This is a genomic window from Lichenicoccus sp. (assembly GCF_965277665.1).
GTDB lineage: Bacteria > Pseudomonadota > Alphaproteobacteria > Acetobacterales > Acetobacteraceae > Lichenicoccus.
On the sequence record NZ_OZ255835.1, the window covers coordinates 748,938 to 774,637 of the forward strand.

Below are 25,700 nucleotides of genomic sequence, written 5' to 3' on the forward strand. Positions count from 1 at the left end.
ATCCGTTTCGGAATGTTGAGGAGAGTCGGGTCAAAGTCCCGGCTGCTTTACCATCCGCAGGTAAGGCTTGAGCGTCGTCCAGCCGGCGGGGAACAGCGCGCGGGCAGACTCGTCATTGACCGAGGGGGCGATGATCACGTCGCCGCCCTGCTGCCAGTCGGCGGGCGTGGTGACCTTGTAGCCGTCGGTGAGCTGCAGGCTGTCGATGACGCGCAGCACCTCCTGGAAGTTGCGGCCGGCGGAGGGCGGATAGGTGAGGCTGAGGCGCACCTTCTTGGCGGGATCGATCACGAACACCGAGCGCACGGTGATCGTCGGATCGGCCTCGGGATGCACCATTCCGTAGAGTGCCGAGACCTTGCGGTCCGGATCGGCGATCATCGGAAAGTTGACCGCCGCCCCCTGGGTCTCGGCAATGTCGCCTTCCCAGCGATGGTGGCTCTCCAGCGGGTCGACCGAGAGCCCGATCACCTTGACGTTACGCCGGCGCCACTCCGGCTGCAGCCTGGCGACGGCGCCGAGCTCGGTGGTGCAGACCGGGGTGAAGTCCTTCGGATGGCTGAACAGCACGCCCCAGCTGTCCCCGAGCCACTGGTGGAAGCGGATGCGGCCCTGGGTCGTGTCCTGTTCGAAGTCCGGCGCGATCTGGCCAAGCTGGACGGTCATGTGTTGATCCCTGGATTGCGGCACTGGGGTGCGGTGACCGTGGATAAAACGCAAAGCGCAATCGCGGGTCAACCGGACCACAAGGCCAGTGCGTGCTTTACTGCCTTCCTCGGGGCGGCGGCGGCGTATCGCCCCCTGTATGGCCCCTATATGGAAAAGCTGATCGGTTCCGCCAGGGGGCGGCGCAGGCCGGCGCTCTCGGCGCGCCGCACCATGTCGTCCAGGGTCAGCTCCTGCAGCCGGGCGCGCAGCGTGTCGTCGAGCTCCTTCCAGGTCGGCTCGACCACGCGGCCGAACAGGTCGCCGACCGGGCCATCGTCGCCTCCGGCCTCCTCGGACACCGCGATCGCGACGATATCCGACAGGCGGATGTCGCGACGGGGCCGCCCGAGCCGGTAGCCGCCGCGCGGGCCGCGCACGCTCTCCAGCAGGGCGGACCGCGACAGGGTCTGCAGCAGCGGCTCGATCCCGCGCCGTGCCAGTCCCGCGCGCTCGGCGATGTCGGCGGCGCTGACGGTGCCCGCGCGGCCGGCATGGAACGCCACATCCAGCATGATGAGCACCGCTATCATGGCCCGGTCACGCCTCAGCAGCATTGCCTGATGTCCCTGAAAGGGCCGGGGAACGCTTCCGCCGGACGCCGCAGACACCTATATCAGAGCATGGCACCATGATCCACGCTCCAGATCGGTGCTATAGCGGCGGGCGCTTGGCGGTCCGCCGCCGCATCGTCCTTGCGTCATGAACAGGAAACGTCTCGCCCATGAAGAAGCAACCGACCGCCCTGGCGACGGCATCCGACGACCGCCCGGCCAACCGCGACGCCGCACGCGGCAGCGGCCACGCAGCGGCGGCGGTGGCGCCGGGGCCGATCGCCGGCGTGGCGGAGCTCAATCGCGAGCAGCCGGAGTTCGCGGCACCGCGCGGGCGGATCTACGGCAGCATCGTCGAGACCGTCGGCGGCACCCCGCTGGTCGCCCTGCCGCGCCTGTCGCAGGAGGACGGGCTGCTCGCCGATGTCGCGCTGAAGCTTGAATTCTTCAATCCGCTCGGCTCGGTCAAGGATCGCATCGGCGCCGCGATGGTGCTGCGCGCCGAGCGTGAGGGGCTGATCGCGCCCGGCCGCACCGTGCTGGTCGAGCCGACCTCGGGCAATACCGGCATTGCGCTGGCCTTCGTCGCGGCGTCGCGCGGCTACCGGCTGATCGTCACGATGCCGGAGGGCGCGTCCGTCGAGCGCCGCAAGATGCTGCGGCTGATGGACGTGCAGCTCGAGCTCACGCCGTCGCGACTCGGCATGGCGGGGGCGATCGCGCGCGCCCGGGACATCCTGGACGCGACCCCGAACTCCTGGATGCCGCGCCAGTTCGACAACCCCGCCAATCCGGACATCCATGCCGAGACCACGGCCGAGGAGATCTGGACCGATACCGGGGGTCGCGTCGACATCGTCGTCGCCGGCATCGGCACCGGGGGCACCGCCACCGGCATTGCGCGTGCGCTCAAGCCGCGGCGCGAGTCCTTGCGTGTCTATGGCATCGAGCCGTCGGAGAGCGCCGTCCTGAACGGCGACGAGCCGGGGCCGCACGGCATCCAGGGCATCGGCCCCGGCTTCTGCCCGGGCGTGCTGGATCTGGGCATCCTGGACGGGGTGCTGACGGTGTCGGAGCGCGAGGCCATTGCCGCCGCCCGGCGCTGCGCCCGCATGGAAGGGCTGCCGATCGGCATCTCGTCGGGTGCGGCCTTGCACGCGGCCCTCGGCCTGGCGCGCAATCCATCGAATGCGGGCAAGCAGATCGTGGCGATCGTGCCGTCGTTCGCGGAGCGTTATCTCTCGACGTCGCTGTTCGCGGGCCTCGGATAGGCCTGCGTAACCCGGACGTTGCCGTCCGGGCCCGGGCCCGTCACTGCATGATGATCTCGACGCGCCGGTTCTGCGGCTCGCGGGTGTTGGGCGCGGTCTGCACCAGCGGATGCGTCTCGCCGTAGCCGTGGATGTCGATGGCGGTCTCCGGCACGCCATCGCGCACCAGCTCGGTGCGCACCGCGGTCGCCCGGCGCACCGACAGCGCCTGGTTGTAGGCCTCGCCGCGCTCGCCGGGCTGGGCGGCCGAGTTGTCGGTATAGCCATTGACCTCCAGGCGCGTGGTCTGCACCCGGGTCGAGGCCTGCGCGGCCTCGGCGATGATCTGGCGCGCGCGATCGCTCAGCGTCGCGCGGTCCCAGTCGAAGAAGACGAGGTAGGTGCGCGACGGCGCCGGAGCCGGGGCGGTCTCGGCCGGCGGTCCGGGCGGCGGCGGTGGCGGCGCCGGGTTGAACTCGTAGCGCAGGCCAAGCAGCAGGGAGTGGTTGTAGTCCGACGTGATGTCCTCGTTGCCGCGCGCGACGCCGTACGGCTTGGGCCCGAAGGCGCCGGCGGTGCCGATGCTGCTGCCGTCGAAACGTTCCGGGCCGAGCACGGAGAAGAAGCGATACTCCGCGGTCATCGACAGCCCGACGATCCAGGGCACCGGCAGCGAGACGCCGAACATCGCCTGGTAGGCGAAATTGTCCGACGTGCCGCCGACATGCTCGGCATAGGGATAGTTGGTGCCGGCGAACTGCGTATCGAGATGGGTCCAGCTATAGCCGGCTCCGACGCCGAGATACGGGTAGATCCAGCTCTTGCCGATATCCATGTCGAACAGCACGTTCGCCATGCCGCCGTAGTTCTCCTGGTGGCCGCCGGCCTCGGTCGGGAAGCTGGTGCCGAGGAAATGCTGCAGCGTGTTGTCGCGGTAGTTGCCTTCGAGTTCGACCCGCACGCCGTTGCCGAAACCCCAGCCGACGCTGCCGACGCCGGTATAGCCGACATCCCAGCGATCCTTGCCGGACGGGAATTCCGGGCTCAGGCGGACGGTCTCGTCCTGCAGGAAATTGGCGCCGCCGCCGAGCCCGACATAGAGGCCGCTCACCGGCTGCGCGCGGGCGTGGCCGCCCAGGAGAGCCGCGAGCAGCGGCACCGTCAGCATGACCGGCCCGGCGAGCGCGCTGCCGCCCAGCAATCTCGATACGCGCCGCATCATCCAGTACCCCCGCACTTCGCCACGCACGACCCTCCTCAGGATCCTCGTGCGCCTCCACCAACCGTTCCGGTCCTACCGGGTTTTCCGCGCGCATAGAAGAGCCCACGCCGCCAGCCACTATTCGGCGGAGTGTGTCGTGGCCGGCACGCACACCTCGGCGGGCCGGGGCGTCCGGCCTCCTGGCCCACGCCACCGATCGGCTCGAATGCAACCAGTGTGGTTGCGAAACACTTCCGCCGGAGCGTTGCAACCAATCCTGTGTCACCGCGGCACAGCCACTAAAACACCCTTCAGAGTGTCACTAGTTGCGAGAAACAAGCCCTCGAAGTCATATAAAGTTTATTTCGGCGGTCATCGCGCAATCTCATTTCCATGCGCCGCATGCTTAGCTGAGTTGCATATTCATCACAGGTGTCCGGGAAGCGTCGTTGCGGACACAAATGCCGTATCGTTTCGTGACATCCCGTTTAAATCTGGTCAGATCCAGTTGGCTCTTTTTTGAGCCGCATGCCTCAGGCGTCCGGCCGGAGCGTGCCCTGATACGGAGTGCATGGCCGATGAACGGTGCCCCAGCCTTGACCCTTCGACTGAGCCTTGCCGGATCGGTGGCCGCCGTGGCGCTGCTGGCGGCGCATCCTGCAGGCGCGCAGGTCAGTGGCGCCAACTCCATCGCCGCACCGACGGCGGGCGTCGGCAACGCGACAGCGGGCGCGCCGGCCGCCGGGTCCGCCGAGGATGTGCTGGTCACCGGCTCGCGCCTGCGCACCAGCAACGTGACCAGCGAGGCGCCGATCACCGTGGTGACGTCCAAGCAGATCGAGCAGTCGAGTGCCCAGACGGTCGAGGACGTGCTGCGCAAGATCCCCTCGGTGGGCAACTCGGGGAACTTCTCCACCACCAACAACGGCGCCAACGGATCGTCCTGCATCGACCTGCTCAATCTCGGCATCACCCGCACGCTGGTGCTGGTCGACGGACGCCGCTTCGTCCATTCCGCCTACGGCGTCGGCGATGACTGCGTCGACCTCGACACCATCCCGATCCAGATGATCGACCGCATCGAGATCCTCAAGGATGGTGCCTCCACCATCTACGGCGCCGACGCGGTGGCGGGCGTCGTCAACATCATCACCAAGAAGAACTTCTCGGGCACGCAGATCAACACGAACGGCAACATCACCGCGTCCGGCGACAACCTGCAGGGCGACATCTCCGGCATCACCGGCTTCGACTTCGCGCAGGGTCGCGGCAACTTCACCGTCACCGGCCACTACCTCGACCGCGGTCCTGTCCTGCAGAAGGATCGCGACTGGGCCGATCCGGTGGTCGCCGGCGATAACGGGCCCGGCAACCCGTACACGATCGGCTCGAGCATTCCTGTGGCGGGTCGATATTTCGGCGCCAATTCGGGCGACGACATCACCACCATCAACAACAGGATCGTTCCGTTCTCCAACACCTATAACGGCGCCAACGGCGGGCAGCCGAACATCAATGGCCGCTACGACTACGGCTACGACTCCTACCTGTCGGATCGCGAGACCCAGGGGAATGTCGCGGCACAGACGCACTACGACGTCAACGACCATTTCACCGCCTACGCCTCGGCGTTCTATACCCACAAGAACACGGAGGAGCAGCTGTCCGGCCAGCCGGTCACCGGCAACCCCAACACCGCATCCTCGCTCGTCATCCCACAGGGCAACCCTTTCGCCGAGGCGCTCGGCGTCAACGAGCCCCTGACCGGGTTTCGCCGCACCACCGACATCGGTCCGCGTGAGACGAAGACCGGAACCGATACCTGGCAGGCGACCATCGGCGCGAAGGGCAACATAACCGGCAACTGGGACTACGACGCCTACTTCACCTACGGCTACTCGGACACCACGATCACGCTCACCAACCAGATCAATTTCGCCAACTTCGAGAACGCGCTGGGCTCGGATGGCGTTGTCGGCGACCCGTTCAATGCGGGGCTCTGCAGCGCGGCCGCCGGCTGCGCGCTGCTGAACCCGTTCGGCGCCGGCAACATCAGCCCGGCTGCCTCCAGGTATGCGTCGTTCGAGGCCAATGCCAACGCGTTCTACCAATTCCGCGATTATGGCGCCACGGTCACCAATAACCATCTGCTGCAGCTGCCGTACGGCCCGCTTGCGCTGGCCGTCGGCTTCGAATACCGGCAGGAGAACGGAGCGTATCACCCCGACCCGACCATCGAATCCGGCAATTCCACCGCGGCGGAGGAATTCCCGACCGGCGGCGGCTTCGATGTGGGCGAGGTGTTCGGCGAGCTGAACATCCCGCTCCTGAAGGATCTGATCGCCGCCAAGGATCTGTCCGCCGACGTCTCCGGCCGCTGGTCCGACTACAACACCTTCGGCGGCGTGCAGAACTTCAAGGCCGGCCTGAACTGGTCGCCGACGCAGGATATCCGCTTCCGGGCCAATATCGGCACCTCGACGCGCCAGCCGGCGATCGCCGAGGCCTTCGGTGGCGATACGCTCAGCTTCGAGCAGGGCACCGATCCGTGCGCGCAGATCGCCAGCTACGGCGGCCTGGCCGGCAATGTCGGTGCCAACTGCGCGCGGCAAGGGGTGCCGCTCGGCTTCCAGCAGACCGGCACCCAGATCGCGACATTGATCGGCGGCAATCCGCAGCTGCGGCCCGAGACGTCCCGCACCTATACGATCGGCTCGGTCCTGACGCCGCGCTTCCTGCCGAATTTCTCGGCAACCATCGACTACTACCATACCTCGATCAACAACTCGATCGGCGAGGTGCCGGTGCAGTATGTCGAGGACCAGTGCTACACGAGTGCGAATTTCTCCAGCCCGTTCTGCGCCGACGCCGGCGTGCGCAACGGCTCCGGCAACATCGCGCTTGCCAGCGCGCCCTACCAGAACGAGGGGGTGGTGCGGACCAACGGCATCGACTTCGACATGAACTACCTGCTCAAGCTGCGCGACCACAACGCGTTGAGCTTCAGCAACGAGCTGGTCGACACCATCGGCTACACCCAGCAGCTTGTCAGTGGCGGCGCGTTCGTCAACCTGAAGGGCACGCTCAACACCGTTCTTGGCGGCGGCCTGTATCCGGTCGGCGTTCCGGTCATCCGCGACAACTTCACCGCCACCTGGCTGCACGGCCCGTTCAGCTTCAGCTGGACCGTCCGCTACATCGACGGCATGACGTACAACACAGGCGGCGCCAACTTCACCGCGGCGGACCGGTTCTACAAGACCAACGAGGTCTTCTACCACGACATCGTGGCGGCCTATAACTTCAAGCGGATCCAGCTGATTGCCGGCATCGACAATCTGTTCGACCGGACGCCGCCCTTCGCGCTGGATACAAACGAGAACACGTCGGCCAATATCTACGACGTGTTCGGCCGTACCTTCTATGCGAGGTTGCAGGTCAAGTTCTGACCCGGCAAGCTAGCACTAGCGGGCTACTGAAAAAGCAAGGCCAGGGCGCTGCCCTGGTCCCGCTGGGGCCCCGTCTTGGAGCAGTGGGGTCCCCAGACCCCGATTCTCAAATTTAAGGATTTCAAAGGCTAGCCTTTGATGGGGTCCAGGGGCAAAGCCCTTGGCCTTCACTCGTTGCGATTAGCAGGCCGGGGGCAGTTCGCGCAGCATTGGTGCAAGCTGTTCGGCATACGCGCGCCACCGTCCCACGCCGGCGGCATTGATCGGGCGGCGGACCTGTGTGCGGCTGGCGGTGCCGATACGCCGGTCCTGCTCGAAGAAGCGCTCGCACGCCGCATCGTATGGCAGGTCGAGGAACGTCAGCACGCGTCGCAGCGTGGCGCCGAAATCGGCGATCCACTCGCCATGATCGAGCATCAGCATCGGCGATGGCAGGCTCGCGCGCCAGTGTTGCAGGAGTTCCTGATGTTTCGCAATGTACCAGCCGAGGTCGGCGAGCTCGTGTGCGTACGGATGATACCCGATGAAGCGGTGCTGGAAGATCGAGGCGCCGACGTCGCGCAGGTCGCGTGTGCAGCAGATGACCCGTGCTCCCGGCAGCAGGGTTGCAAGAAACCCGAGCTGGAAGACATTGTCCGGCATCTTGTCCAGCACGCGCGCGGCGCGCGGTGCCACCGCATGCAGGTCCGCCAGATAGCCGACCGATGCGGCGGTCAGGGTTGCCGCATCGAGGCAGGCCGCGCGGGTCATCGCAGTGCCGGCGGCCATGGTCCCGGTCAGCCGCGCCAGCGTTTCGCGCACCGCCAGCCGCTCGCCGGCACCGTGTACCGAGTGGTGGGCGCTGAGGATCTGTTCGAGCAGGGTGGTGCCGGTGCGCGGCAGCCCGACGATGAACACCGGCGATGTATCGCGGTTATCGGCGCACGGACCGCGGGCGAGGCGGTTCGCGTCGAAGCTGCGGACGATCGCCTCGAGAGTGAGTTCGTGCTGCTGTCGCGAGAAGGGCTGTGCTCTGCCGAGAAGCGCATGGCCGCGGTGCCAGTGCCCGAAGGCCGCCGCCGGATTGCGCTCGGCGCGGCGCAGGTCCGCCAGGTCGAAATGCGCATCGATCCGGTGCTCCAGCGTGCCCGCCTCGCGTATCATGGTCAGGCGCGTCACCCGGTCCGCCAGGGCTGCTGCCTCCGGCCGTGCAGCCCGGCGCGCCAATATGAGGCGCTGCCATGTCAGCAGCAGTTCCAGTTCCCGGACCGGACCCTGTTCCGCTTGGGCAATTTCGCGAAGTGCGGCGGCGTTTCGGCCCAGGGCGATCAGGGCCTGCGCCCGTTCCGCATGCCATCGCGACCAGAGCGGATCACGCGACGACGACGACGACGACGACGACGACGGTGGCGTCGGGCCCTCGTTCAGCACGGCCAGTGCCGTGGCAGCGTCGTCATCGAGCAGGAGGCGGCTCGCCAGGGCAATGCGGCCGAGCAGGCAGCCGGGATCGCGAGCCAGCACCGCCTGCAGGCGTGCCGTCGCCGCCAGCGGCTGGCCGCAAAGATGCTCCACCAGGGCCAGTTCGCATTCCGCCTCCAGAAGCAGCGGCTGCAGGCCGAGCGCTTCCAGGAAGGCCGCGCGCGCGTCCATCACCTTGTCCAGCCGCATGCAGATCCTGCCGAGTGCCAGCCAGGCTCCCGCGAGATCGGTGGGCGGGCTGGCGGCTGACGCCTGCAGCACCGCCAGGGCGCACAGGCGTTCTGCGTACATGGCGTCGAGCAGTGCGGGTGCCAGAGACACCGCGCGCTGCGCGGCCGCGAACGCGTCCTGCGGCCGGTCCTGCTTGAGGAGCGCGCGCGACAGATGGATCAACGGCGCCGGATCGTCAGGTGTCAGCGAGGCTGCGGCGTGCAGGGCACTGGCCGCGTCCGCATGGCGTCCAGCCGCATGCAGGCCGATCCCATACCAGGTTGCGGCAATCGCGTCGCCCGGCGCCACCGCGACCGCCCTCGCCAGATAGGGCAGGGCGTCCGAAGCGGCGTCGGTTCGCACCAGGGCCATGCCACAAAGCCGGAGCAGGATGGTGTCGTCCGGGTCTCGCGCCAGCAGTGACGCGAGCAGCCTGGCCGCCAGCAGGTAGCTGCCATTCTGGAAGGTCTGCAGCGCCTGCGCGCGCGCGTGCGATTGCGACGTTTCACTTGTCATCTGAGTGCAGCGGTCGCATGACGCCTTGCTTGGTTCAACGTGAGGAAGAAATGCACATGATGAACAAGGTCATTGCCGGGGTGGCGAGCATCGCCTGCCTGCTCAGTGTCGCCGCGTGCGACAATACCTATACCCCATCTGCGCATCATCAGGACGCTGCTTCAACCGGAAGCTTGCTGTCCGGCACGGATACCGGTGCCAATCCGAACGGCACCATGAACGACCCGTCGCTCAAATCGAATTTCGGTAGCGGAAACACCGGCCACTGACGCCATCCAACGCGGCCGGGAACCCGGCCAGCGCCGGGCGCAGCACGACCGGCCTGGGCGTGCTGATGGCGTTCGTCGCCTATGCGACCTACGCGCTCAGCGACGCCTCGATCAAGCTGCTGCACGGCACGCTCGACCCGTTCGAGGTCATGTTCATCGCAGCCGCCATGGGCACGCTCGCCATCCCGGCGCTCAAGCAGCGCACCGACGAGTGGCGGGACCTGTTCCGCTCGCGGCGCCGCGCGCTGTGGCTGATGCGTGCCGCGGCCGCGGCCAGCGGCGCGCTCGCCAGCATCGTCGCCTTCACCCGGCTGCCGATGGCGGAAGCGTTTGCGATCATTTTTCTGCTGCCGGCGCTGGTCACGGTGCTGTCGGTACTCTTCCTCGGCGAGACAATCGGCTGGCGGCGCTGGAGCGCGGTGGCGGTCGGCTTCATCGGCGTGCTGGTGGTGCTGCGGCCGGGCTTCCGCGCGCTCGGCATCGGCCATCTGGCGGCGTTCCTGAGCGGCATGTCGGGGGCCGTGACCATCGTCATCCTGCGGGCGCTGGGCGGCGGCGAGAAGCGCATCTCGCTGTACGGAGCCGGCCTCGCGGGGCCGCTCGTGGTCAGCTTCGTGATGATGCTGCCGCATGTCATCATGCCGAACGGGCGGCAATGGCTCTGGCTCGCCGGCTGCGGGCTGATGGGCACCTGCGGCAACATCATGATCCAGCTCGCCTCCCGCAACGCCCCCGCCAGCTTGGTGGCGCCGACCCAGTACAGCCAGATGCTGTGGGCGATCCTGCTGGGGTATGCGGTGTTTCACGACCGGCCGGACGGCTGGATGTATGTGGGCGCCGCCATTATCGTGGCGTCCGGCCTGTTCACCTTCTCGCGTGAGAAGAAGAAGACGCGCTGGTGGCGCACGACGCCGCCGGTGCATCCGCAGTGACGTCTCAGACCAGTTTCGCCTCGAATGGCGGCATCAGGTCGGGGGCGTCGAATTCCAGCACCCAGAGATCCGGGTCGCGCCCAACCTGGCGCTGCACGTAGGCGTCGGCGGTCGCATCGTCCACCGGCGTCGCACCCGTGCCGCGCATCCAGGCGGCCTCGCCATCCATGCCGCGCACCTGGCTCAGCACCAGCACGCCGCCGGTGCGGTCGCGCAGCACCGCGAGTACCCCGCCGGCATCCGCGTCGCCGCGGCGGAGCACCATGCCCGAGCGCCCTTCCTGGTCGGCGCGACGGATCGCCATGCTGACCCAGAAGCCGGTCTTCAGTCGCGGCTCGCTCATTGTCTTCTGCCCCCGGGTCTCCCGCCCTGGCCCTGCGCTCAATCCGAGGCGCCGGCACCCGACACGGTGCCGATATCCTCCGGCACCAGGGCGGCATGGTAGCGCACCGGATCGTCGATCAGCGTGCGCGCGGTGTCGAGGTCGGCGTCGGTGCCGATCGCCGCCGGGCAGGCGCTGCGGATCTCCAGGATGCGCGCCACCGGCAAGGGCGGCCTGGCCTGCCGCTCCTGGCGCAGGGCGTCGTTCATGTCCTGCACCCCATCGGCGAGATCCCGCATCGCCTGGTCCAGCGCCGTGTGGCCCAGGCTGGTGCAGACCTGCGGCATGACGCCCAGGCCCTGCAGCGGCCAGCCGAGCGGCGCCAGCACCCGGCTCCAGGTGACGAACAGCTCGCCGCCGTCCGGCAGTTGCGCGATCGTCTGCACCAGGCCCTTGCCCAGGGTGGCACTCCCGATCACCACCGCGCGGCGGTGGTCGGCCAGCGCGGCCGCCATGATCTCGGCGGCGCTCGCGGTGCGCCCATCGACCATCACCACGATCGGCAGACCGCCGATGAGGTCGCCGCCCTGCACGCTCCAGACATGGTTGGCCTGCGGCATGCGGCCGCGGGTCACCACCGCGACCCCGTGGTCGAGCACCAGCGCCACCGAGGTCACCGCCTGCTGCAGCACCCCGCCGCGATTGCCACGCAGGTCGAACACCAGCCCCTTCACCGCGCCGGACGCAGCCCCGTCGCCGAGTGCCGCCGGCTGCATCGCCTGGTCGAGGAACAGGCTCATCTCCTGAGCGGTGTCGGCGGAGAAGCCGGTCACCCGCAACACCACGATGTCGCCACTGGAAAAGGCGAACACCGTCTCCGGTGGCACCGCGGCCCGGGTCAGCACCACGGTCTGCTCCGGCGCGTGCCGCCTGCTGTCCGTCCTGGACATGCGATGGCCGGCATGCGGATCCGGCCCCAGCGTGAGGCTGACGCTGCTGCCGGGATCGCCGTTCAGCAGCGCGGTGACTGCCGCCTCGTCGAGACCGCGCACCGGTTGCCCGTCGATGGCGAGCAGGCGCATGCCGGCCGAGATGCCGGCGGCCCAGGCCGGACCATTGGCATTGACCGCGGCGATCGCGATCGCCCGGCCTTCGCGCAGCACGGTCAGCCCGGCGCTCGCCTGCGCGCCGTTGCGGGCATCGCGGTCGGTGGCGGCGGGGGCAGGCGCGATGTAGCGCGAATACGGGTCGAGGTGGTTGAACAGCTCGTCGAAGAAGCTCTGCACCAGCGCCTGCTGACCGGCCGCGCGCAGCGGCTCCGACTGCGACCAGGCGGCGCCGGCCATCGCCACGGCAGCCCGCGTCCAGCCGGCGGCGTCGGTCTCCTGCGGTGGCTTCTGCGCGTACAGCACGCCGTTCGGCGTCACCAGCCGAAGGGTCTTTTCAGTGGCCTCGGGCGTCAGAGCCGGGTCGATCGCGGTCAGCCCGTTCAGGCCCCACAGGGTGAACTGCCGGCAGCTATAGGCCTCCAAGGTGCGCGGCCGCAGGAAGTTGAGCGCGGCGCCGATCACGCTGCCCAGCATCGCCGGATCGAACGCACCGGGAGGCTGCCCGCCGGAGATCTGGGTGTCGGCGAAGCCCGGGGCCGGCGCGAACAGCAGCACCAGCGCCAGCATCGCGATGCCCAGCCGGCCCAGGCACAGGCGGCAGCCGGGGACGCTCACGGACGGCGCTGGCTGGACGCCCCGCGTACAGCACCTGCAGGCCGCCGCCCCGAGCTTTGCGCACCACCGCGGGCCTGCGTGGCGTCGTTGCCGGCGATGGCGAACAGCAGGCCGCCGGTGACCGGCGTTGCCTCGAGCAGCCGCACCTCGACCGGCTGGGTCAGGTGGTAGGACATTCGGGATTGCCGGCCGGTGAGGGCTTGTGCCGTTTCATCATGGGTCCACAGGTCGTCTGGCAACGTGGAGACAGGCACCAGACCGGTGGCACCTGATTCCGGCAGTGTGACGAAAAGCCCGAAACGGGTCACGCCGGAAATGCGGGCCGTGAATATTGCGCCAATTTTATCCGCCATGTGTGCAGCGATGTAACGCTCGGCGGAGTCGCGTTCGGCCAGCGCGGCGCGGCGCTCGGTCTGCGTCACCTGCTCGCCCAGCGCCTCGAACTGGCCCCCGGCGTCGGGTCGGAGCCCGTCGCGGCCCAGCCCGAGTCCGGCAATCAGGCCGCGATGCACCAGCAGGTCGGCATAGCGCCGGATCGGCGAGGTGAAGTGGGCGTATTCCGGCAGCGCCAGCCCGAAATGGCCGATGTTTTCCGGGCTGTATTCGGCCTGACTCTGGCTGCGCAGCACCATCTCGTTGACCTGCGGCGCCATCGCGGTGCCGGCGACCTGCTGCAGCACGCTGTCCAGGTCGGTTGCACGCACTTCCCCCACGGGCTTCAGGCTGAGGCCGAGGGCGGCGAGGAAGTCGCGCAGCGCGTCGAGCTTCTCGGGGGAGGGCGGCGCATGCACGCGGAACAGGCAGGGCATCCGCAGCCGGCGCAACTCCTCGGCGGCGGCGACATTGGCCAGCACCATGAACTCCTCGATCAGCCGGTGGCTGTCCAGGCGCCGCCGCGGGGTGATCGCGGTGATGCGACCCGCGTCGTCCAGCCGGATTTGGCGCTCCGGCAGATCGAGATCGAGTGTGCCGCGACGCGACCGGGCCGCGTGCAGCGCGCGCCACGCGCCATACAGGGCGGCAAGCAGGCCGTCGGGCACGCCCTCGGGCGCGGTGTCGGCATCCTGCGCCGCCTGCACCTGCTCGTAGGTGAGGCGGGCCGCCGACCGCATCAGCCCCCGGCCGAAGCGATATGCGTGCTTCGCGCCATCCGCGCCGACGGTCATCTCGACGAACAGGCAGCCGCGATTCTCGTGCGGCCGCAGCGAGCACCAGCCGTTGGACAGCGCCTCGGGCAGCATCGGCACCACCCGGTCGGGGAAATAGACCGAGTTGCCGCGCCGCCCCGCCTCGCGGTCGAGTGCGGAGCCGGCCGGCACGTAGTGCGCGACATCGGCGATCGCCACCACCAGCCGCCAGCCGCCACCCGGCGCCGGCTCGGCGAACACCGCATCGTCGAAGTCGCGCGCGTCCTCGCCGTCGATGGTGATGAGCGGCAGGTGGCGGAGATCGGTGCGGCCGCGCAGCCCGACCTGCTCGGGCGCCTCCTGGGCCGCCTCCGCCTCCGCCAGTGCCTCGGGGGGGAACTCGTCCGGGATGCCGTGCGTGTGGATGCTGATCAGGCTGATCGCGCGCGCATCCCCCAGCCGGCCGAGCCGCTCGACCACGCGGGCCGGCTTCAATCCGTAGCCACTCTGGGGCAGCGGCTCGGCCAGCACGATCTCGTCGGGTTCGGCGTCCAGGCTCTCGCCGTGCGGGATGCTCCACTCCGCCTTCTGGCGCCGGTCGGTCGGCACCAGGCGCCCGGCCTCGGGCTGAAGCAGGCCGCCGCGCGGAGCCGCGTCCGGGCTCGGCCGGAACACCCCCAGCACCCGGCCCGGCGCCTGCGAGATACGCCTGACCGTGCGGCCCTCGTATTTTCCGGCACCCTTGCCAGCCGGAATACGCTTCAGCCGCGCGATCACGCGCTCGCCGGGCGCGAGCGCCGGCTGGCCACGGGGCTCGCGATGCATCCACACCACGGGTGGTGGCCCGTCGCCCTGCCAGCCGACCGGCCGCGCGACGGCATCGCCGTCCGGATCGGTGCCGGTGACCACCACCAGCATCTCGTCCGCGAGCCGGCCCGGCGTCAGGTAGCGCTTCGCTCCGGCCGGAGCCAGCGTCCCGTCATGGCCGAGCGCCCGCAGCAGATCGCGCAGCGCCGGGCGCTGGTCGGGGCCGAGACCAAAGGCGCGGGCGATCTCCCGCTTGCCGACGCGGCCGGGGGACGCCGCCACGAAGCGGCGCACCTCCTCGATGCTCGGCAGCGTCCTGCCAGCCGCCTCGTCCGGAGCACCGTCGGCCGGGTCCGGCGTCACCGGACCCGGGCGCCGCTGTGTCACGTCGGCAGGCTTGGCACGTCAGGACGTTTTGGCGGCCGTCTTGCGGGCCGGGCGCGACGCCTGGGCGGCAGCCTTGGGTCTTGCAGCCTTTCCAGCCGGCTTCTTTGCGACCGCTGCCGGACGCACGGCCGCGGACGCCGCGGGACGCGCCGCGCGCGGCTTCGGAGCAGGCTTGGCCTTGGCGCCCTTCCTACCGCCGCGTGGCTTCATCGCGCGACCCTTCTCGGCCAGCAGCGCCACCGCCTCGTCGAGGGTGACGTCCTCCATCGTCTTGTCGCGCGGGATGTTGGCGATCATCATCCCGTGCTGGAAATACGGCCCGAAGCGGCCCTTGCGGACCATGACCGGGGCGCGGTCCTTCGGGTGGTCGCCGAGGCTGCGCACGGAGGCCAGCTTCTTGCCGATCACGTCCACCGCCCGGTTGACGCCGATCGCCAGCACGTCGTCGTCCTTCTCCAGCGAGGCGAAGATCGCGCCCATCTTCACGTACGGCCCGAAGCGGCCGATGCCGGCCTCCATCGGCTCGCCGAACTCCGGATGGAGGCCCACGATGCGCGGCAGCGACAGCAGCCCGACCGCCTGCTCCAGCGTGATGCTGTCGCCCTCGATCCCGTTGGGCAGCGTCGAGCGGCGCGGCTTGGCCTTCTTGTCCTCGGGGTTGGGCTCGCCCTGCTGGACATAGAGCCCGTACGGGCCGCGACGCACCGTGATCTCATCGCCGGTCTCGGGATGCATGCCGAGCGAGCGACGCCCTTCGCTCAGCGTGCCGCCGCCGCCTTCGCCCTCCCTGGCATCGACCACCAGCCTGCGGGTGAACTGGCAGGCCGGGTAGTTCGAGCAGCCGATGAAGGAGCCGTAACGGCCGAGCTTGAGGCCGAGCCGGCCGTTGCCGCAGGCGGTGCAGCGGCGCGGGTCCGAGCCGTCGGCAGGCTCGGGGAAGAAGTGCGCGCCCAGGTCGGCGTCCAGCGCGTCGATCACGTCGGAGATCTTGAGGTCGCGGGTCTGCGCGACCGAGTTCGAGAACGCCTCCCAGAACTTCGCCATCACGTCGTGCCAGTCGGCGCGGCCGTCCGAGATGTCGTCGAGCTGCTCCTCCAGGCCGGCGGTGAACTGGGTGTCGACATAGCGCTCGAAGAAGCTGGTCAGGAACGCCGTCACCAGCCTTCCTCGATCTTCAGGAATGAATCGCTTGTTCTCCAGGCGGACATAGTCGCGGTCGCGCAGCACCGACAGGATCGAGGCATAGGTCGAGGGCCGGCCGATGCCGATCTCCTCCATCTTCTTGACGAGCGACGCTTCCGAGAAGCGCGGCGGCGGCTGGGTGAAATGCTGGTCGGCATCCACCGCGCCGGTCTTCAGCGGATCGTGCTCGCGCATCGGCGGCAGCATCCGGCTGTCCTCCTCGGCCGCCTCGGCCTCGGCGCGCGCATCGTCGCGGCTCTCGGAATAGAGCTTGAGGAAGCCGTCGAAGGCGATGATCGAGCCGGTGGCGCGCAGCCTCGCCCGCCCGGAAGCGCCCGCATTCTGCTCGTCGATCTCGACGATCACCTGGTCGAGCTCGGCGGACTGCATCTGGCTCGCCACCGCGCGCTTCCAGACCAGCTCGTAGAGCCGGCGCTGCTCGTCGGACAGGTAGCGCCCGACATCCTCCGGCCGGCGCTCGACATCCGTCGGGCGCACCGCCTCGTGCGCCTCCTGGGCGTTCTTGGCCTTGGTGGCATATTCCCGCGCCGTCGCCGGCAGGTAGTCGCGGCCGAACTTGCCGTCGATATGGCCGCGTATGGCGTCGATCGCCTCGCGCGCCATCTGCACGCCGTCGGTGCGCATGTAGGTGATCAGGCCGACGGTCTCGCCGCCGAGCTCGATGCCCTCGTAGAGCTGCTGGGCGGCGCGCATCGTCGCCTGCGCGCCCATGCCGAGCTTGCGGCTGGCCTCCTGCTGCAGCGTCGAGGTGGTGAACGGTGCCGGCGGGTGGCGCTTGACTTTTCGACGTTCGACCGAGGCGACGCTGAACTGGCCGGCCTCGACCGCCGCCTTCGCCGTCGCCGCCTTGACTGCATCGTTGATGTCGAACTGGTCGAGCTTGCGGCCGTCGAGATGGGTGAGGCGGGCGGTGAAGGGGGCGCCGGCCGGTGTGGCGAGATGCGCCAGCACGGTCCAGTACTCGCGCGGCCTGAACACCTCGATCTCGGCTTCGCGCTCGCAGATCAGCCGCAGCGCCACCGACTGCACCCGCCCGGCCGAGCGGCTGCCGGGCAGCTTGCGCCACAGCACCGGCGACAGCGTGAAGCCGACCAGGTAGTCGAGCGCGCGGCGGGCGAGGTAGGCCTCGATCAGCGGCTGGTCGAGCTCGCGCGGGCGGCCCATCGCTGTCTTGATCGCGCTCTTGGTGATCTCGTTGAAGGTGACGCGCTGCACGTCGATGCCGCGCAGCGCCTTCTTCTCCTCCAGCATGGCGCGGACATGCCAGGAGATCGCCTCGCCCTCGCGGTCCGGGTCGGTGGCGAGGTAGAGCCGCTTGGCGCCCTTGAGCGCCTTGATGATGGCGGCGACCTGGCGATTGCCGCGCTCGTCGCTCTGCCAGTCCATGGCGAAGTTCTCGTCCGGGCGCACGCTGCCGTCCTTGGGCGGCAGGTCGCGGACATGGCCGAACGAGGCCAGCACGGTGTAGCCGTCGCCCAGGTACTTGTTGATCGTTCTCGCCTTGGCGGGCGATTCGACCACGACGACGTCGGTCATTGCGATCCCCGAACTCTTCAGCGCCCAAATCTCGAGCGCTCCGGTGTTGGACGAGTTCAACCGGCGCCGCAAGTCCCTTGTGTCCGCTCAGGGAGGCGACCCGAGCAGGCTGACCCGGTTGCCTGGAAGGCTCTCGACACGGCCGCCGAGCTCCAGTTCCGTCAGGACCGCCAGCACGGCGCCGACGGAGAACTGGCAGCGGCGCAGCAGATCGTCAACCGCCACCGGGTCCGGACCGAGCAGCCCGAGCACCTCCGGACGCACGCCATCGAGCTCCGGCCAGTGTCCCGGTGCCTGGTCGTCCCACCCCGAGAAGGCCGGTTGCGGCCGCTCGGCAAACCCGTCCGGACCCAGCGTCGAAAGCTGCAGCGCCGACAGCTCGGGCAGCTGCGCCAGCACGTCGGCGGCGCTCTCGGTCAGGTGGGCGTGGCCCTGGCGTATCAGGTTGTTGGCGCCCCGGCAGCGCGGATCGAGCGGCGAGCCCGGCACCGCGAACAGCTCGCGCCCGTAGGTGTGGGCGAGATCGGCGGTGATCAGGCTGCCCGAGCGCGCCGCCGCCTCGACCACCACGCAGCCCAGCGAGAGACCCGCGATGATGCGGTTGCGGCGCGGGAAGTGCCGGCTCTGCGGCATGGTGCCGAGCGGCGCCTCGGCGACCACCGCGCCGCGCTGGGCGATCTGCGCCTGCAGCACCGCATGCTCGGGCGGGTAGGGATGGTCGAGGCCGCCGGCGATGCAGGCGACCGTGGGGCCCACGAACAGCGCCCCGCGATGCGCCGCCGCATCGATGCCACGCGCCAGCCCGGACACGACGACAAGCCCCTGATCGCCCAGCTCGGCGGCAAGCGCCTCGGCGATCCGCATGCCGTTCGAGGAGGCGTTGCGCGAGCCGACGATGGCGACCAGGCGGCGATGCAGCACGCCGACATCGCCCAGCACCATGATCACCGGCGGTGCGTCGGCAAGCTGCGCCAGCAGCGGCGGGTAGGACGGCTCGCCCAGCACCAGCAGGCGCGCGCCGATGGCCTGCACCGCGCCGATCTCGTCGGCGATCGCCTGCATAGTCGGGACCTTCGGCGCCTGCAGGCCGCCGCCGTTGCGGGCCAGTTCCGGCAGCGCCGCGATCGCCGCCTCGGCGTCACCGTAGCGCTGCATCAGGCGTCGATAGGTGACCGGCCCCACATTCTCGCTGCGTATGAGCCGAAGCCGCGCCGCGAGTTGGGCGTCGGTCACGGGGTCCGACCGATCCGGGGCTCGGTGCCGGCAAGCAGGCGGGCAATGTTGGCATGATGGCGCGCGAGGACCACAAGCGTCGCCAGCAGGGCAGCGTAAGGCACCGGGCCACGGCCGTGCATCAGCAGAAACAGCATGGCCGGCAGGGCGTTCACCGCGGCGATGCCGCCCGCGGACGAGATACGGGTCCACCGGGCAGTAATCACCCAGAGCAGGCAGCAGACCAGGCCGACGCGCCAGTCCAGCGCCAGCGCCACGCCGAGCAGGGTCGCGACCCCCTTGCCGCCGGCGAAGCGCAGCCAGACCGGGAAGCAGTGGCCGAGCACCACGCAGACCGCGGCGACGGATGCTGCCAGAGCTGCCGGCCAGACGCCGATAGCCAGCCAGATCGCGACCGCGCCCTTGAGGCCGTCGAGCAGCAGGGTCGCGGCGGCGAGACCGCGCCGGCCGGTGCGCAGCACGTTGGTGGCGCCGATATTGCCCGAGCCGACGCGGCGTATGTCGCCCAGCCCGGCGGCGCGGGTCAGCAGCAGGCCGAACGGCACGCTGCCCAGCAGGTAGGAGCCGGCTGCCACTCCGAGTGCAACCCAGACCGGGATCGGGGAGATCATCCGAACACCTGCCGGCCGGCCTTCCAGGTGCCCAGCACGCGGCCATCCAGCGCGCGGCCGTCGAACGGGCTGTTCTGCGCGCGTCCGGGCATCAGGCCCGACTGCACCCGCCAGCTCCGCTCGGGATCGAACAGGCACAGGTCGGCGGCCCGGCCGCGCGTCAGCCACCCGGCCGCGACGCCGAGGATGCAAGCCGGCCGTGCGGTCAGCAGGTCGACGGCCGCGAGCAGGCTCAGCGTGCCGTCATGCACCCGGGCCAGGGTGACGCCGAGCAGGGTGGTCAGGCCGACGCCGCCGGCTGCCGCCTGCGCGAATGGCAGCCGCTTGTCGTCGGCGTCGCGCGGCATGTGGTCGGAGCCGATCGCATCGATGGTGCCGTCGGCGAGGGCCGCGCAGACCGCGAGCCGGTCCGCCTCCGGCCGCAGCGGCGGCGACAGTTTCGAGAATGTGCGGAAATCCCCGATCGCGGTCTCGTTGAGGTCGAAGTAAGGGGGGGCGGTGTCGCAGGTCACCGCCAGCCCGTCCGCCTTGGCGCGGCGGATCAGCTCCAGCGCCGCTGCGGTCGAGACATGCCCCAGATGCAGCGAGCCGCCGGTGAGGCGCGCCAGCATCAGGTCGCGCGCCACCAGGATCGCCTCCGCCTCGCGGGGAATGCCGGGCAGGCCGAGCCGGGTTGCGAGTTCGCCCTCGGTGGCGCTGCCGTCGCGGGCCAGCGACGGGTCCTCGGGATGCTGGATCACCGTGGCGCCGAAGCCGCGCGCATAAGACAGCGCGAGACGCATCAGGCGGGTGTCGGCGACGGCGCGGGTGCCGTCGGTGAACGCCGCCGCACCGGCTTCGCGCAGCAGCCCGAGTTCCGCCAGTTCCTCGCCGCGGCAGCCCTTGCTGACCGCGCCGTACGGCAGGATCGAGACCCGGCCGGTCTCCTCGCCGCGTGCGCGCAGCAGCCGCACCAGGGCGGGATCGTCGATCACAGGGGTGGTGTTGGGCAGCACGGCGAGCGTGGTGATGCCGCCGAAGCTCGCCGCCTCCGCGGCCGAGGCGACGGTCTCGCGATATTCGTGGCCGGGCTCGCCGACGCTGGCGCGCATGTCCACCAGGCCTGGGCAGAGCACCGCGCCACCGCCATCGAAGGTCTCTGCACCCTCCGGGGCGGCGGCATCCGAGGGCAGGTCGAGATCGTCGATCAGGCCATCGACGACCAGCAGCCGTCCGGGCCGGTCGAGCCCGGATGCGGGATCGAGCAGCCGTACGTTGTCGAACAGCAGGGTGCCCATCAGGATCGCGCCCCGCGCGAGAGGCGGTCCAGCACCGCCATGCGGACCGCGACCCCCATCTCGACCTGTTCCTGGATCACGCTCTGCTCGGGATGGTCGGCGACCGCGCTGTCGATCTCGACGCCGCGGTTCATCGGCCCCGGATGCATCACCAGCGCGCCGGGCTTCGCCAGCGCGAGGCGGGCGCTGTCGAGCCCGAAGAAGCGGAAATACTCGCGCTCGCTGGGCACCAGGCCAGAGGCCATGCGCTCGCGCTGCAGCCGCAGCATCATCACCGCATCGACGTCGCGCAGTCCGGTCTCCATGTCGTGGAACACCGCGACGCCGAGCGCCTCGATCTCGGCCGGGATCAGCGTCGGCGGTCCGATGACGCGCACCCGGCTGCCCATCGCGGTCAGCAAATGGATGTTCGAGCGCGCCACCCGGCTGTGCGCGACATCGCCGCAGATCGCCACCGTCAGACCGGCAAGGCGGCCGCAGCGCCTGCGTATGGTGAGCGCGTCGAGCAGCGCCTGGGTCGGATGCTCGTGGGTGCCGTCGCCGGCATTGATCACGCTGGCATCGACTTTGCGGGCCAGCAAAGCTGGCGCCCCGGATTGGGCGTGCCGCACCACCAGCAGGTCGGTGCGCATGGCGTTCAGCGTGGCGGCGGTGTCGAGCAGGGTCTCGCCCTTGTTCACCGACGAGGTCGAGACCGACATGTTGATGACATCGGCGCCGAGCCGCTTGCCGGCGATCTCGAAGCTGGTGCGGGTGCGGGTGGAGTCCTCGAAGAACAGGTTGATCAGCGTGCGGCCGCGCAGCAGGTCGCGCTGGGTCTTGCGGCTGCGGTTGAGCAGCACGTAGCTCTCCGCGAGGTCCAGGAACGGCTCGATCCGGACGGGATGCATGCCCTGCAGCCCGAGCAGGTGGCGCTGACTGGCGCTGCCCTCCTGGCCCGCGAAGAACCGGCCGCCCTCAGCCATGGCTTGTCGTCTCGGCCGGGGCCATGGCCCCGATCCGCGCCAGGGACTCGTCGCGGCCGAGCGCTGCCACGGTGGCATCGATGCCGGGGCTGGACGTGCTGCCGGTCAGCGCGGCCCGCAACGGCTGCGCCACCTGGCCGAGCTTGAGCCCGGCGCGGTCGGCGAACCGGCGCAGCGCAGCGTCGATCTCCGGCGCGGTGAACGGCTCCAGGGGTGACAGTTCGCGGGCAACGTCGCGCAGCATCGCGCGCGCGGCATCGGTCAGCAGCGCCTGCGCCTTCGGCTCGAAAGGCAGCGGCACCGAGCGGGCCAGGAACGCGGCGCTGGCGGCGAGCTCGACCAGCGTCCTGGCGCGCTCCTTGAGGCCCGGCATCAGCAGGCGGATGCGCGCGGCAGCGGTGTCGTCGAGCGTGAGGTCCTCCCGTCCGGCCAGGCGCTCCAGCACGTCGGCGGTCAGGCGGCCGTCGTCGGCCACCCGCATCCAGACGCCGTTGAGGTGGGTCAGCTTGACGTAGTCCATCCGGCTCGCCGAGCGTCCGACGCCGTCGAGGTCGAACAGCCGGATCTGCTCGTCGCGCGACAGCACCTCGGCATCGCCGTGCCCCCAGCCCAGCCGCAGCAGGTAGTTGTCGAGCGCCTCGGGCAGGTAGCCCTGCTCGCGGAACTCGACGACGCTCTGCGCGCCGTGCCGCTTGGACAGCTTGCCGCCGTCCGGGCCGTGGATCAGCGGCAGGTGCGCGAAGCGCGGCCGCTCCCAGCCCATCAGGGCGTAGATCTGCGACTGCCTAAAGCTGTTGGTGAGGTGGTCGTCGCCGCGGATCACGTGGGTGATCGCCATGTCGTGGTCGTCCACCACCACCGCATGCTGGTAGGTGGGCGTGCCGTCGGCGCGCAGGATGATCATGTCGTCGAGCTCGACATTGGCGACCCGGACCTCGCCCTGCACCAGGTCGTCGACCACGGTCTCGCCCTCCTGCGGCGCGCGGATGCGGATCGTGTACGCGGCATCCGGCGGCGCCTCGGACGCATCGCGGTCGCGCCACAGGCCGTTATAGCGCGGCGCCCGACCTTCGGCCTGCGCCTGCTCGCGCATTTGCCGCAGTTCGTCCGCGGTGCAGTAGCAGCGATAGGCGTGCCCGGCATCGAGCAGCGCACGCGCCACCTCGGCATGCCGCGACTGCCGTCCTGATTGGTACACCGGCGGCTCGTCCCAATCGAGGCCCATCCAGGCCAGGCCGTCGAGGATCACGTCCACCGCATGCCGTGTCGAGCGCTCGCGGTCGGTGTCCTCGATGCGGAGCAGGAAGGCGCCGCCATGGTGGCGGGCGAACAGGAAATTGAAGAGCGCGGCGCGGGCGTTGCCGATGTGCAGCAGGCCGGTCGGGCTCGGCGCGAAGCGGGTGCGGACACTCATCGGGCGGGTGCTAGCATGCCGTTCATCGGAAAACGAGAGAGGCGTCGGAAAACCAGGGAGGTGGTAGGACGGGAGCGGAATGGCGTCGTGTATTTCGTTTCGATAACGCATTATGCGCCGCATGGACCTCCTGGCCGGACCGTTGCCTGCAGCGCGCGCGACGACCTCGATGTCCCACCGGCGTCTGGCCCTGCCTGACGGGTTCCGGCCGCCGGCAAAGCGGCTGCGCAAGGTTCTGCATGACGCGCTGGTGCCGGAGCGCGACCGGTTGGCGCTCTGGGTGCCGGTCTGCGTCGGCTGTGGCGACGCGCAGTATTTCGCGCTGCGGTCCGAGCCGCCGGTCTGGCCGGCGCTGGTGGTCGCGCTGATCGGCCTCACGATAATGCTGGGCGCCCGCCGGCTCGACTGGCTGCGCTACGCGGGAGCGGCGACGCTGGCGGTGGCGGCGGGCTTCATCGCGGCCCATCTCGCAACCGCCCGGATGCCGGCGATGCCGGACCTGCCGAAGCGGGCCACCGTGGTCTCGGGGCACATCGCCGCGATCGACGTGTTCGCCGATGGCGGCCGGCGCATCACGTTTGCGCATCCCGCGCTCGACCTCGATCCGCCGCTCGACCGGCGCCTGCACATGCGCCTGCGTGCCGATGACCGGCAGGTGCTCGGAGTGGGAGACGACATCGTCCTGCGCGGCATGCTCCGGGCGCCGGCGCCGCCGTCGCTGCCTGGCGGCCGCGACCTGCAGCGCGAGGCCTTCTTCGGCGGCCTCGGCGGCAGCGGCTTCGCACTCGATCCAGCAGAGATGCAGTCACAGCATGCGGCTTCGGGGATCGCGATGCGCTGGCAGGCGCTGCGCGAGACCATTGCCGGCCGGATCATGCTGGCGCTGCCGGGGGCGCCCGGCGCGATCGCCGCTACCCTGGTCACCGGCATCAGCAGCGGCATCAGCGCGCCGGACCGCAACGCGTTCGCGGTCTCCGGGCTGGCGCATCTCCTCGCGGTGGCCGGGCTGCATCTGGGCATCGTGATGGGGCTCGCGATGGGCAGCGTCCGCATGGCGCTGGCGGCCTGGGAGTTCGCGGCGCTCCGCCTGCCGACGCGGCAGATCGCAGCGGTCGCGGCGCTGCTCGCCGGCGCCTTCTACATGGCGTTGACGGGCATGCACCTGCCGACCCTGCGCAGCCTGACGATGGCCGCCCTCGGCGTGCTCGCCCTGATGCTGGGACGGCGCGCGGTCTCGCTGCGCGGTTTGGCGATTGCCGCCCTGCTGATGCTGCTGATCGCTCCCGAGAGCCTGCTGGAGGTGTCGTTCCAGATGAGCTTCGCCGCGGTGCTGGCGCTGATCGCCGGCTACGAGACGCTGCGGCCGATCATGACCCGGCTGTACGGGGCCGGGAGCTGGCAGCGGCGCCTCGGCTTGCACGTGGCGGCGCTGTTCATGACCAGCCTGCTCGCCGGCGCCGCCTCGCTGCCCTACGCGGCGTTCCATTTCGGCCATGTGCAGTTCTATTTCGTGCTGGCCAACCTCGTCGCGGTGCCGCTGACCGCGCTGTGGGTGCTGCCGGTCGGGCTGTTGTCGCTGGCGCTGATGCCGTGCCACCTGGAATGGCTGGCCCTCGTCCCGATGGGCTGGGGGGTGGACGTCATCCTGTGGCTGGCGCGCACGGTGGCGCGCCTGCCGGCGGCCAGCATCGCGGTCACCGCGATGCCGCTCGCCGGCCTCGGCCTGATCTCCGCCGGTCTGTGCTGGCTGTGCCTGCGTCGCGGCCGGTGGCGCCTGCTCGGGCTGCTGCCGCTGCTGGCCGGGATCATGAGCCCGGTGCTGTGCCGGCCGCCCGACCTGCTGGTCTCCAGCGACGCACGGCTGATCGCCCTGCGCGTGCCGGCCGGTGTCCTGCTCGTGCCGACGCGTGGCGGTAGCCGGATGATGCTGGAGCAGGGCTCCGGCGGCAGTCCGCTGGTGCTGTCGGACTGGCGGGCTGCCTGGGCGATCGAGACGCCGCCGCTGCCGATGCCGCCTTCCGGCACGCTCGGCCCGGTGGCCTGCGATGCCCTGGCATGCCGGCTGGTCCGGCGCGGCCAGACCATCCTGCTGCTGCGCGACCCCGGCCACCGGAAGAAGTTGCCGCTGCCGGCGGATTGCAGCGGCATCGCGCTGCTGCTCTCGCCCGCGCCGATCCCGCTGCCCAGGCTGCACCCGGGTCAAAGCTCTGCACCCGGCAGCTGCGCCTCGGTGCCGTCGATCGACCGGTTCACGGTCTGGCGGCAGGGCGCGCAGGCGATCTGGTTCGAGCGCGGCGAGCTGCGTATCGTGTCGGTCCAGGACAGCCGCGGCCTCAGGCCGTGGATCCCGATGCCGGGCCACCGGGCGCTGCCGAAGCTGCCGATGGCGCTGGCGGACTGAGTTTTAGCAGGCTGCTGAGAAAGCAAGGCCAGGGCGCTGCCCTGGTCCCGCTGGGGCCGAAGGCCCCAGACCCCGATTCTAAAAATACAAGGATTTCAAAGGCTAGCCTTTGATGGGGTCCAGGGGCAAAGCCCTTGGCCTGCTTTGGT

The 25,700-nt window shown here is 69.9% G+C and carries 18 protein-coding genes; 5 read left to right on the forward strand and 13 right to left on the reverse strand.

The features are described from left to right. Window positions 1-30: 30 nt before the first annotated feature. Complete coding sequence (locus ACQY4O_RS03400) at window positions 31-666, reverse strand: peroxiredoxin (RefSeq protein ID WP_428374829.1); 636 nt, start codon at window positions 664-666, stop codon at window positions 31-33. Between the two features lie 146 nt (window positions 667-812). Beyond that, window positions 813-1,262 carry an RrF2 family transcriptional regulator gene (locus ACQY4O_RS03405; protein WP_428374830.1) on the reverse strand — a complete coding sequence of 150 codons (450 nt, stop codon included), beginning with the start codon at window positions 1,260-1,262 and terminating at the stop codon, window positions 813-815. A gap of 167 nt (window positions 1,263-1,429) precedes the next feature. Here ACQY4O_RS03405 and cysK point away from each other — a divergent pair, with 167 nt between their 5' ends. Then, window positions 1,430-2,530 (forward strand): cysteine synthase A, encoded by a 1,101-nt coding sequence (gene cysK / locus ACQY4O_RS03410; RefSeq protein WP_428374831.1) that lies wholly within the window; start codon window positions 1,430-1,432, stop codon window positions 2,528-2,530. A 40-nt stretch (window positions 2,531-2,570) separates the two neighbouring features. Here cysK and ACQY4O_RS03415 read toward each other — a convergent pair whose 3' ends face one another. Further along, a complete protein-coding gene (locus ACQY4O_RS03415) occupies window positions 2,571-3,677 on the reverse strand; it encodes an OmpA family protein (RefSeq protein WP_428378089.1) in 1,107 nt (368 codons plus the stop codon). 611 nt (window positions 3,678-4,288) lie between these two features. Between ACQY4O_RS03415 and ACQY4O_RS03420 the strand changes: the two genes are divergently transcribed. Next, entirely contained in the window at window positions 4,289-7,159 is a 2,871-nt protein-coding gene (locus ACQY4O_RS03420; RefSeq protein ID WP_428374832.1) for a TonB-dependent receptor domain-containing protein, read from the forward strand. Between the two features lie 180 nt (window positions 7,160-7,339). Here ACQY4O_RS03420 and ACQY4O_RS03425 read toward each other — a convergent pair whose 3' ends face one another. After that, on the reverse strand, window positions 7,340-9,343 hold the full coding sequence (locus ACQY4O_RS03425; RefSeq protein ID WP_428374833.1) for a tetratricopeptide repeat-containing sulfotransferase family protein: 2,004 nt from the start codon (window positions 9,341-9,343) through the stop codon (window positions 7,340-7,342). 56 nt (window positions 9,344-9,399) lie between these two features. Here ACQY4O_RS03425 and ACQY4O_RS03430 point away from each other — a divergent pair, with 56 nt between their 5' ends. Together ACQY4O_RS03430 and ACQY4O_RS03435 are read left to right on the forward strand one after the other, a co-directional pair. Continuing rightward, on the forward strand, window positions 9,400-9,612 hold the full coding sequence (locus tag ACQY4O_RS03430) for a hypothetical protein (protein WP_428374834.1): 213 nt from the start codon (window positions 9,400-9,402) through the stop codon (window positions 9,610-9,612). Window positions 9,613-9,677: 65 nt separating this feature from the next. Next, window positions 9,678-10,544: a DMT family transporter gene (locus ACQY4O_RS03435; protein ID WP_428378090.1), complete on the forward strand. Its 867-nt coding sequence runs from the start codon at window positions 9,678-9,680 to the stop codon at window positions 10,542-10,544. A 4-nt stretch (window positions 10,545-10,548) separates the two neighbouring features. Here ACQY4O_RS03435 and ACQY4O_RS03440 read toward each other — a convergent pair whose 3' ends face one another. The 9 genes from ACQY4O_RS03440 to gltX form a co-directional block, all read right to left on the reverse strand. Next, the gene (locus ACQY4O_RS03440) at window positions 10,549-10,887 is read right to left on the reverse strand and encodes a DUF1491 family protein (RefSeq protein WP_428374835.1); all 339 of its coding nucleotides are present in this window, start codon (window positions 10,885-10,887) and stop codon (window positions 10,549-10,551) included. Window positions 10,888-10,925: 38 nt separating this feature from the next. Continuing rightward, entirely contained in the window at window positions 10,926-12,590 is a 1,665-nt protein-coding gene (locus ACQY4O_RS03445; RefSeq protein WP_428374836.1) for a S41 family peptidase, read from the reverse strand. Further along, a complete protein-coding gene (gene rnr / locus ACQY4O_RS03450; RefSeq protein WP_428374837.1) occupies window positions 12,587-14,911 on the reverse strand; it encodes a ribonuclease R in 2,325 nt (774 codons plus the stop codon). Before rnr ends, ACQY4O_RS03445 begins: the two co-directional genes overlap by 4 nt. 18 nt (window positions 14,912-14,929) lie before the next feature. After that, window positions 14,930-17,650, reverse strand: a complete 2,721-nt coding sequence (topA, locus tag ACQY4O_RS03455; protein WP_428374838.1) for a type I DNA topoisomerase — start codon at window positions 17,648-17,650, stop codon at window positions 14,930-14,932. A gap of 87 nt (window positions 17,651-17,737) precedes the next feature. Beyond that, window positions 17,738-18,883, reverse strand: a complete 1,146-nt coding sequence (gene dprA, locus ACQY4O_RS03460; protein ID WP_428374839.1) for a DNA-processing protein DprA — start codon at window positions 18,881-18,883, stop codon at window positions 17,738-17,740. Beyond that, entirely contained in the window at window positions 18,880-19,494 is a 615-nt protein-coding gene (gene plsY, locus ACQY4O_RS03465) for a glycerol-3-phosphate 1-O-acyltransferase PlsY (RefSeq protein ID WP_428374840.1), read from the reverse strand. The genes dprA and plsY overlap by 4 nt, the downstream gene beginning before the upstream one ends. Beyond that, the gene (locus tag ACQY4O_RS03470; protein ID WP_428374841.1) at window positions 19,491-20,771 is read right to left on the reverse strand and encodes a dihydroorotase; all 1,281 of its coding nucleotides are present in this window, start codon (window positions 20,769-20,771) and stop codon (window positions 19,491-19,493) included. Before ACQY4O_RS03470 ends, plsY begins: the two co-directional genes overlap by 4 nt. Continuing rightward, complete coding sequence (locus ACQY4O_RS03475) at window positions 20,771-21,736, reverse strand: aspartate carbamoyltransferase catalytic subunit (protein ID WP_428374842.1); 966 nt, start codon at window positions 21,734-21,736, stop codon at window positions 20,771-20,773. Before ACQY4O_RS03475 ends, ACQY4O_RS03470 begins: the two co-directional genes overlap by 1 nt. After that, window positions 21,729-23,150 (reverse strand): glutamate--tRNA ligase, encoded by a 1,422-nt coding sequence (gltX, locus tag ACQY4O_RS03480; protein WP_428374843.1) that lies wholly within the window; start codon window positions 23,148-23,150, stop codon window positions 21,729-21,731. The genes ACQY4O_RS03475 and gltX overlap by 8 nt, the downstream gene beginning before the upstream one ends. A 169-nt stretch (window positions 23,151-23,319) precedes the next feature. Between gltX and ACQY4O_RS03485 the strand changes: the two genes are divergently transcribed. Beyond that, on the forward strand, window positions 23,320-25,551 hold the full coding sequence (locus ACQY4O_RS03485) for a ComEC/Rec2 family competence protein (protein ID WP_428374844.1): 2,232 nt from the start codon (window positions 23,320-23,322) through the stop codon (window positions 25,549-25,551). The last annotated feature ends 149 nt before the right edge of the window (window positions 25,552-25,700 follow it).

Coding starts and splice junctions, on each gene's coding strand:
- ACQY4O_RS03400 (WP_428374829.1), bottom strand. CDS start 666: ATGACCGTCCAGCTTGGCCAGATCGCGCCGGACTTCGAACAGGACACG.
- ACQY4O_RS03405 (WP_428374830.1), bottom strand. CDS start 1,262: ATGCTGCTGAGGCGTGACCGGGCCATGATAGCGGTGCTCATCATGCTG.
- cysK (WP_428374831.1), top strand. CDS start 1,430: ATGAAGAAGCAACCGACCGCCCTGGCGACGGCATCCGACGACCGCCCG.
- ACQY4O_RS03415 (WP_428378089.1), bottom strand. CDS start 3,677: ATGCTGACGGTGCCGCTGCTCGCGGCTCTCCTGGGCGGCCACGCCCGC.
- ACQY4O_RS03420 (WP_428374832.1), top strand. CDS start 4,289: ATGAACGGTGCCCCAGCCTTGACCCTTCGACTGAGCCTTGCCGGATCG.
- ACQY4O_RS03425 (WP_428374833.1), bottom strand. CDS start 9,343: ATGACAAGTGAAACGTCGCAATCGCACGCGCGCGCGCAGGCGCTGCAG.
- ACQY4O_RS03430 (WP_428374834.1), top strand. CDS start 9,400: ATGATGAACAAGGTCATTGCCGGGGTGGCGAGCATCGCCTGCCTGCTC.
- ACQY4O_RS03435 (WP_428378090.1), top strand. CDS start 9,678: ATGGCGTTCGTCGCCTATGCGACCTACGCGCTCAGCGACGCCTCGATC.
- ACQY4O_RS03440 (WP_428374835.1), bottom strand. CDS start 10,887: ATGAGCGAGCCGCGACTGAAGACCGGCTTCTGGGTCAGCATGGCGATC.
- topA (WP_428374838.1), bottom strand. CDS start 17,650: ATGACCGACGTCGTCGTGGTCGAATCGCCCGCCAAGGCGAGAACGATC.
- plsY (WP_428374840.1), bottom strand. CDS start 19,494: ATGATCTCCCCGATCCCGGTCTGGGTTGCACTCGGAGTGGCAGCCGGC.
- ACQY4O_RS03470 (WP_428374841.1), bottom strand. CDS start 20,771: ATGGGCACCCTGCTGTTCGACAACGTACGGCTGCTCGATCCCGCATCC.
- ACQY4O_RS03475 (WP_428374842.1), bottom strand. CDS start 21,736: ATGGCTGAGGGCGGCCGGTTCTTCGCGGGCCAGGAGGGCAGCGCCAGT.
- gltX (WP_428374843.1), bottom strand. CDS start 23,150: ATGAGTGTCCGCACCCGCTTCGCGCCGAGCCCGACCGGCCTGCTGCAC.
- ACQY4O_RS03485 (WP_428374844.1), top strand. CDS start 23,320: ATGTCCCACCGGCGTCTGGCCCTGCCTGACGGGTTCCGGCCGCCGGCA.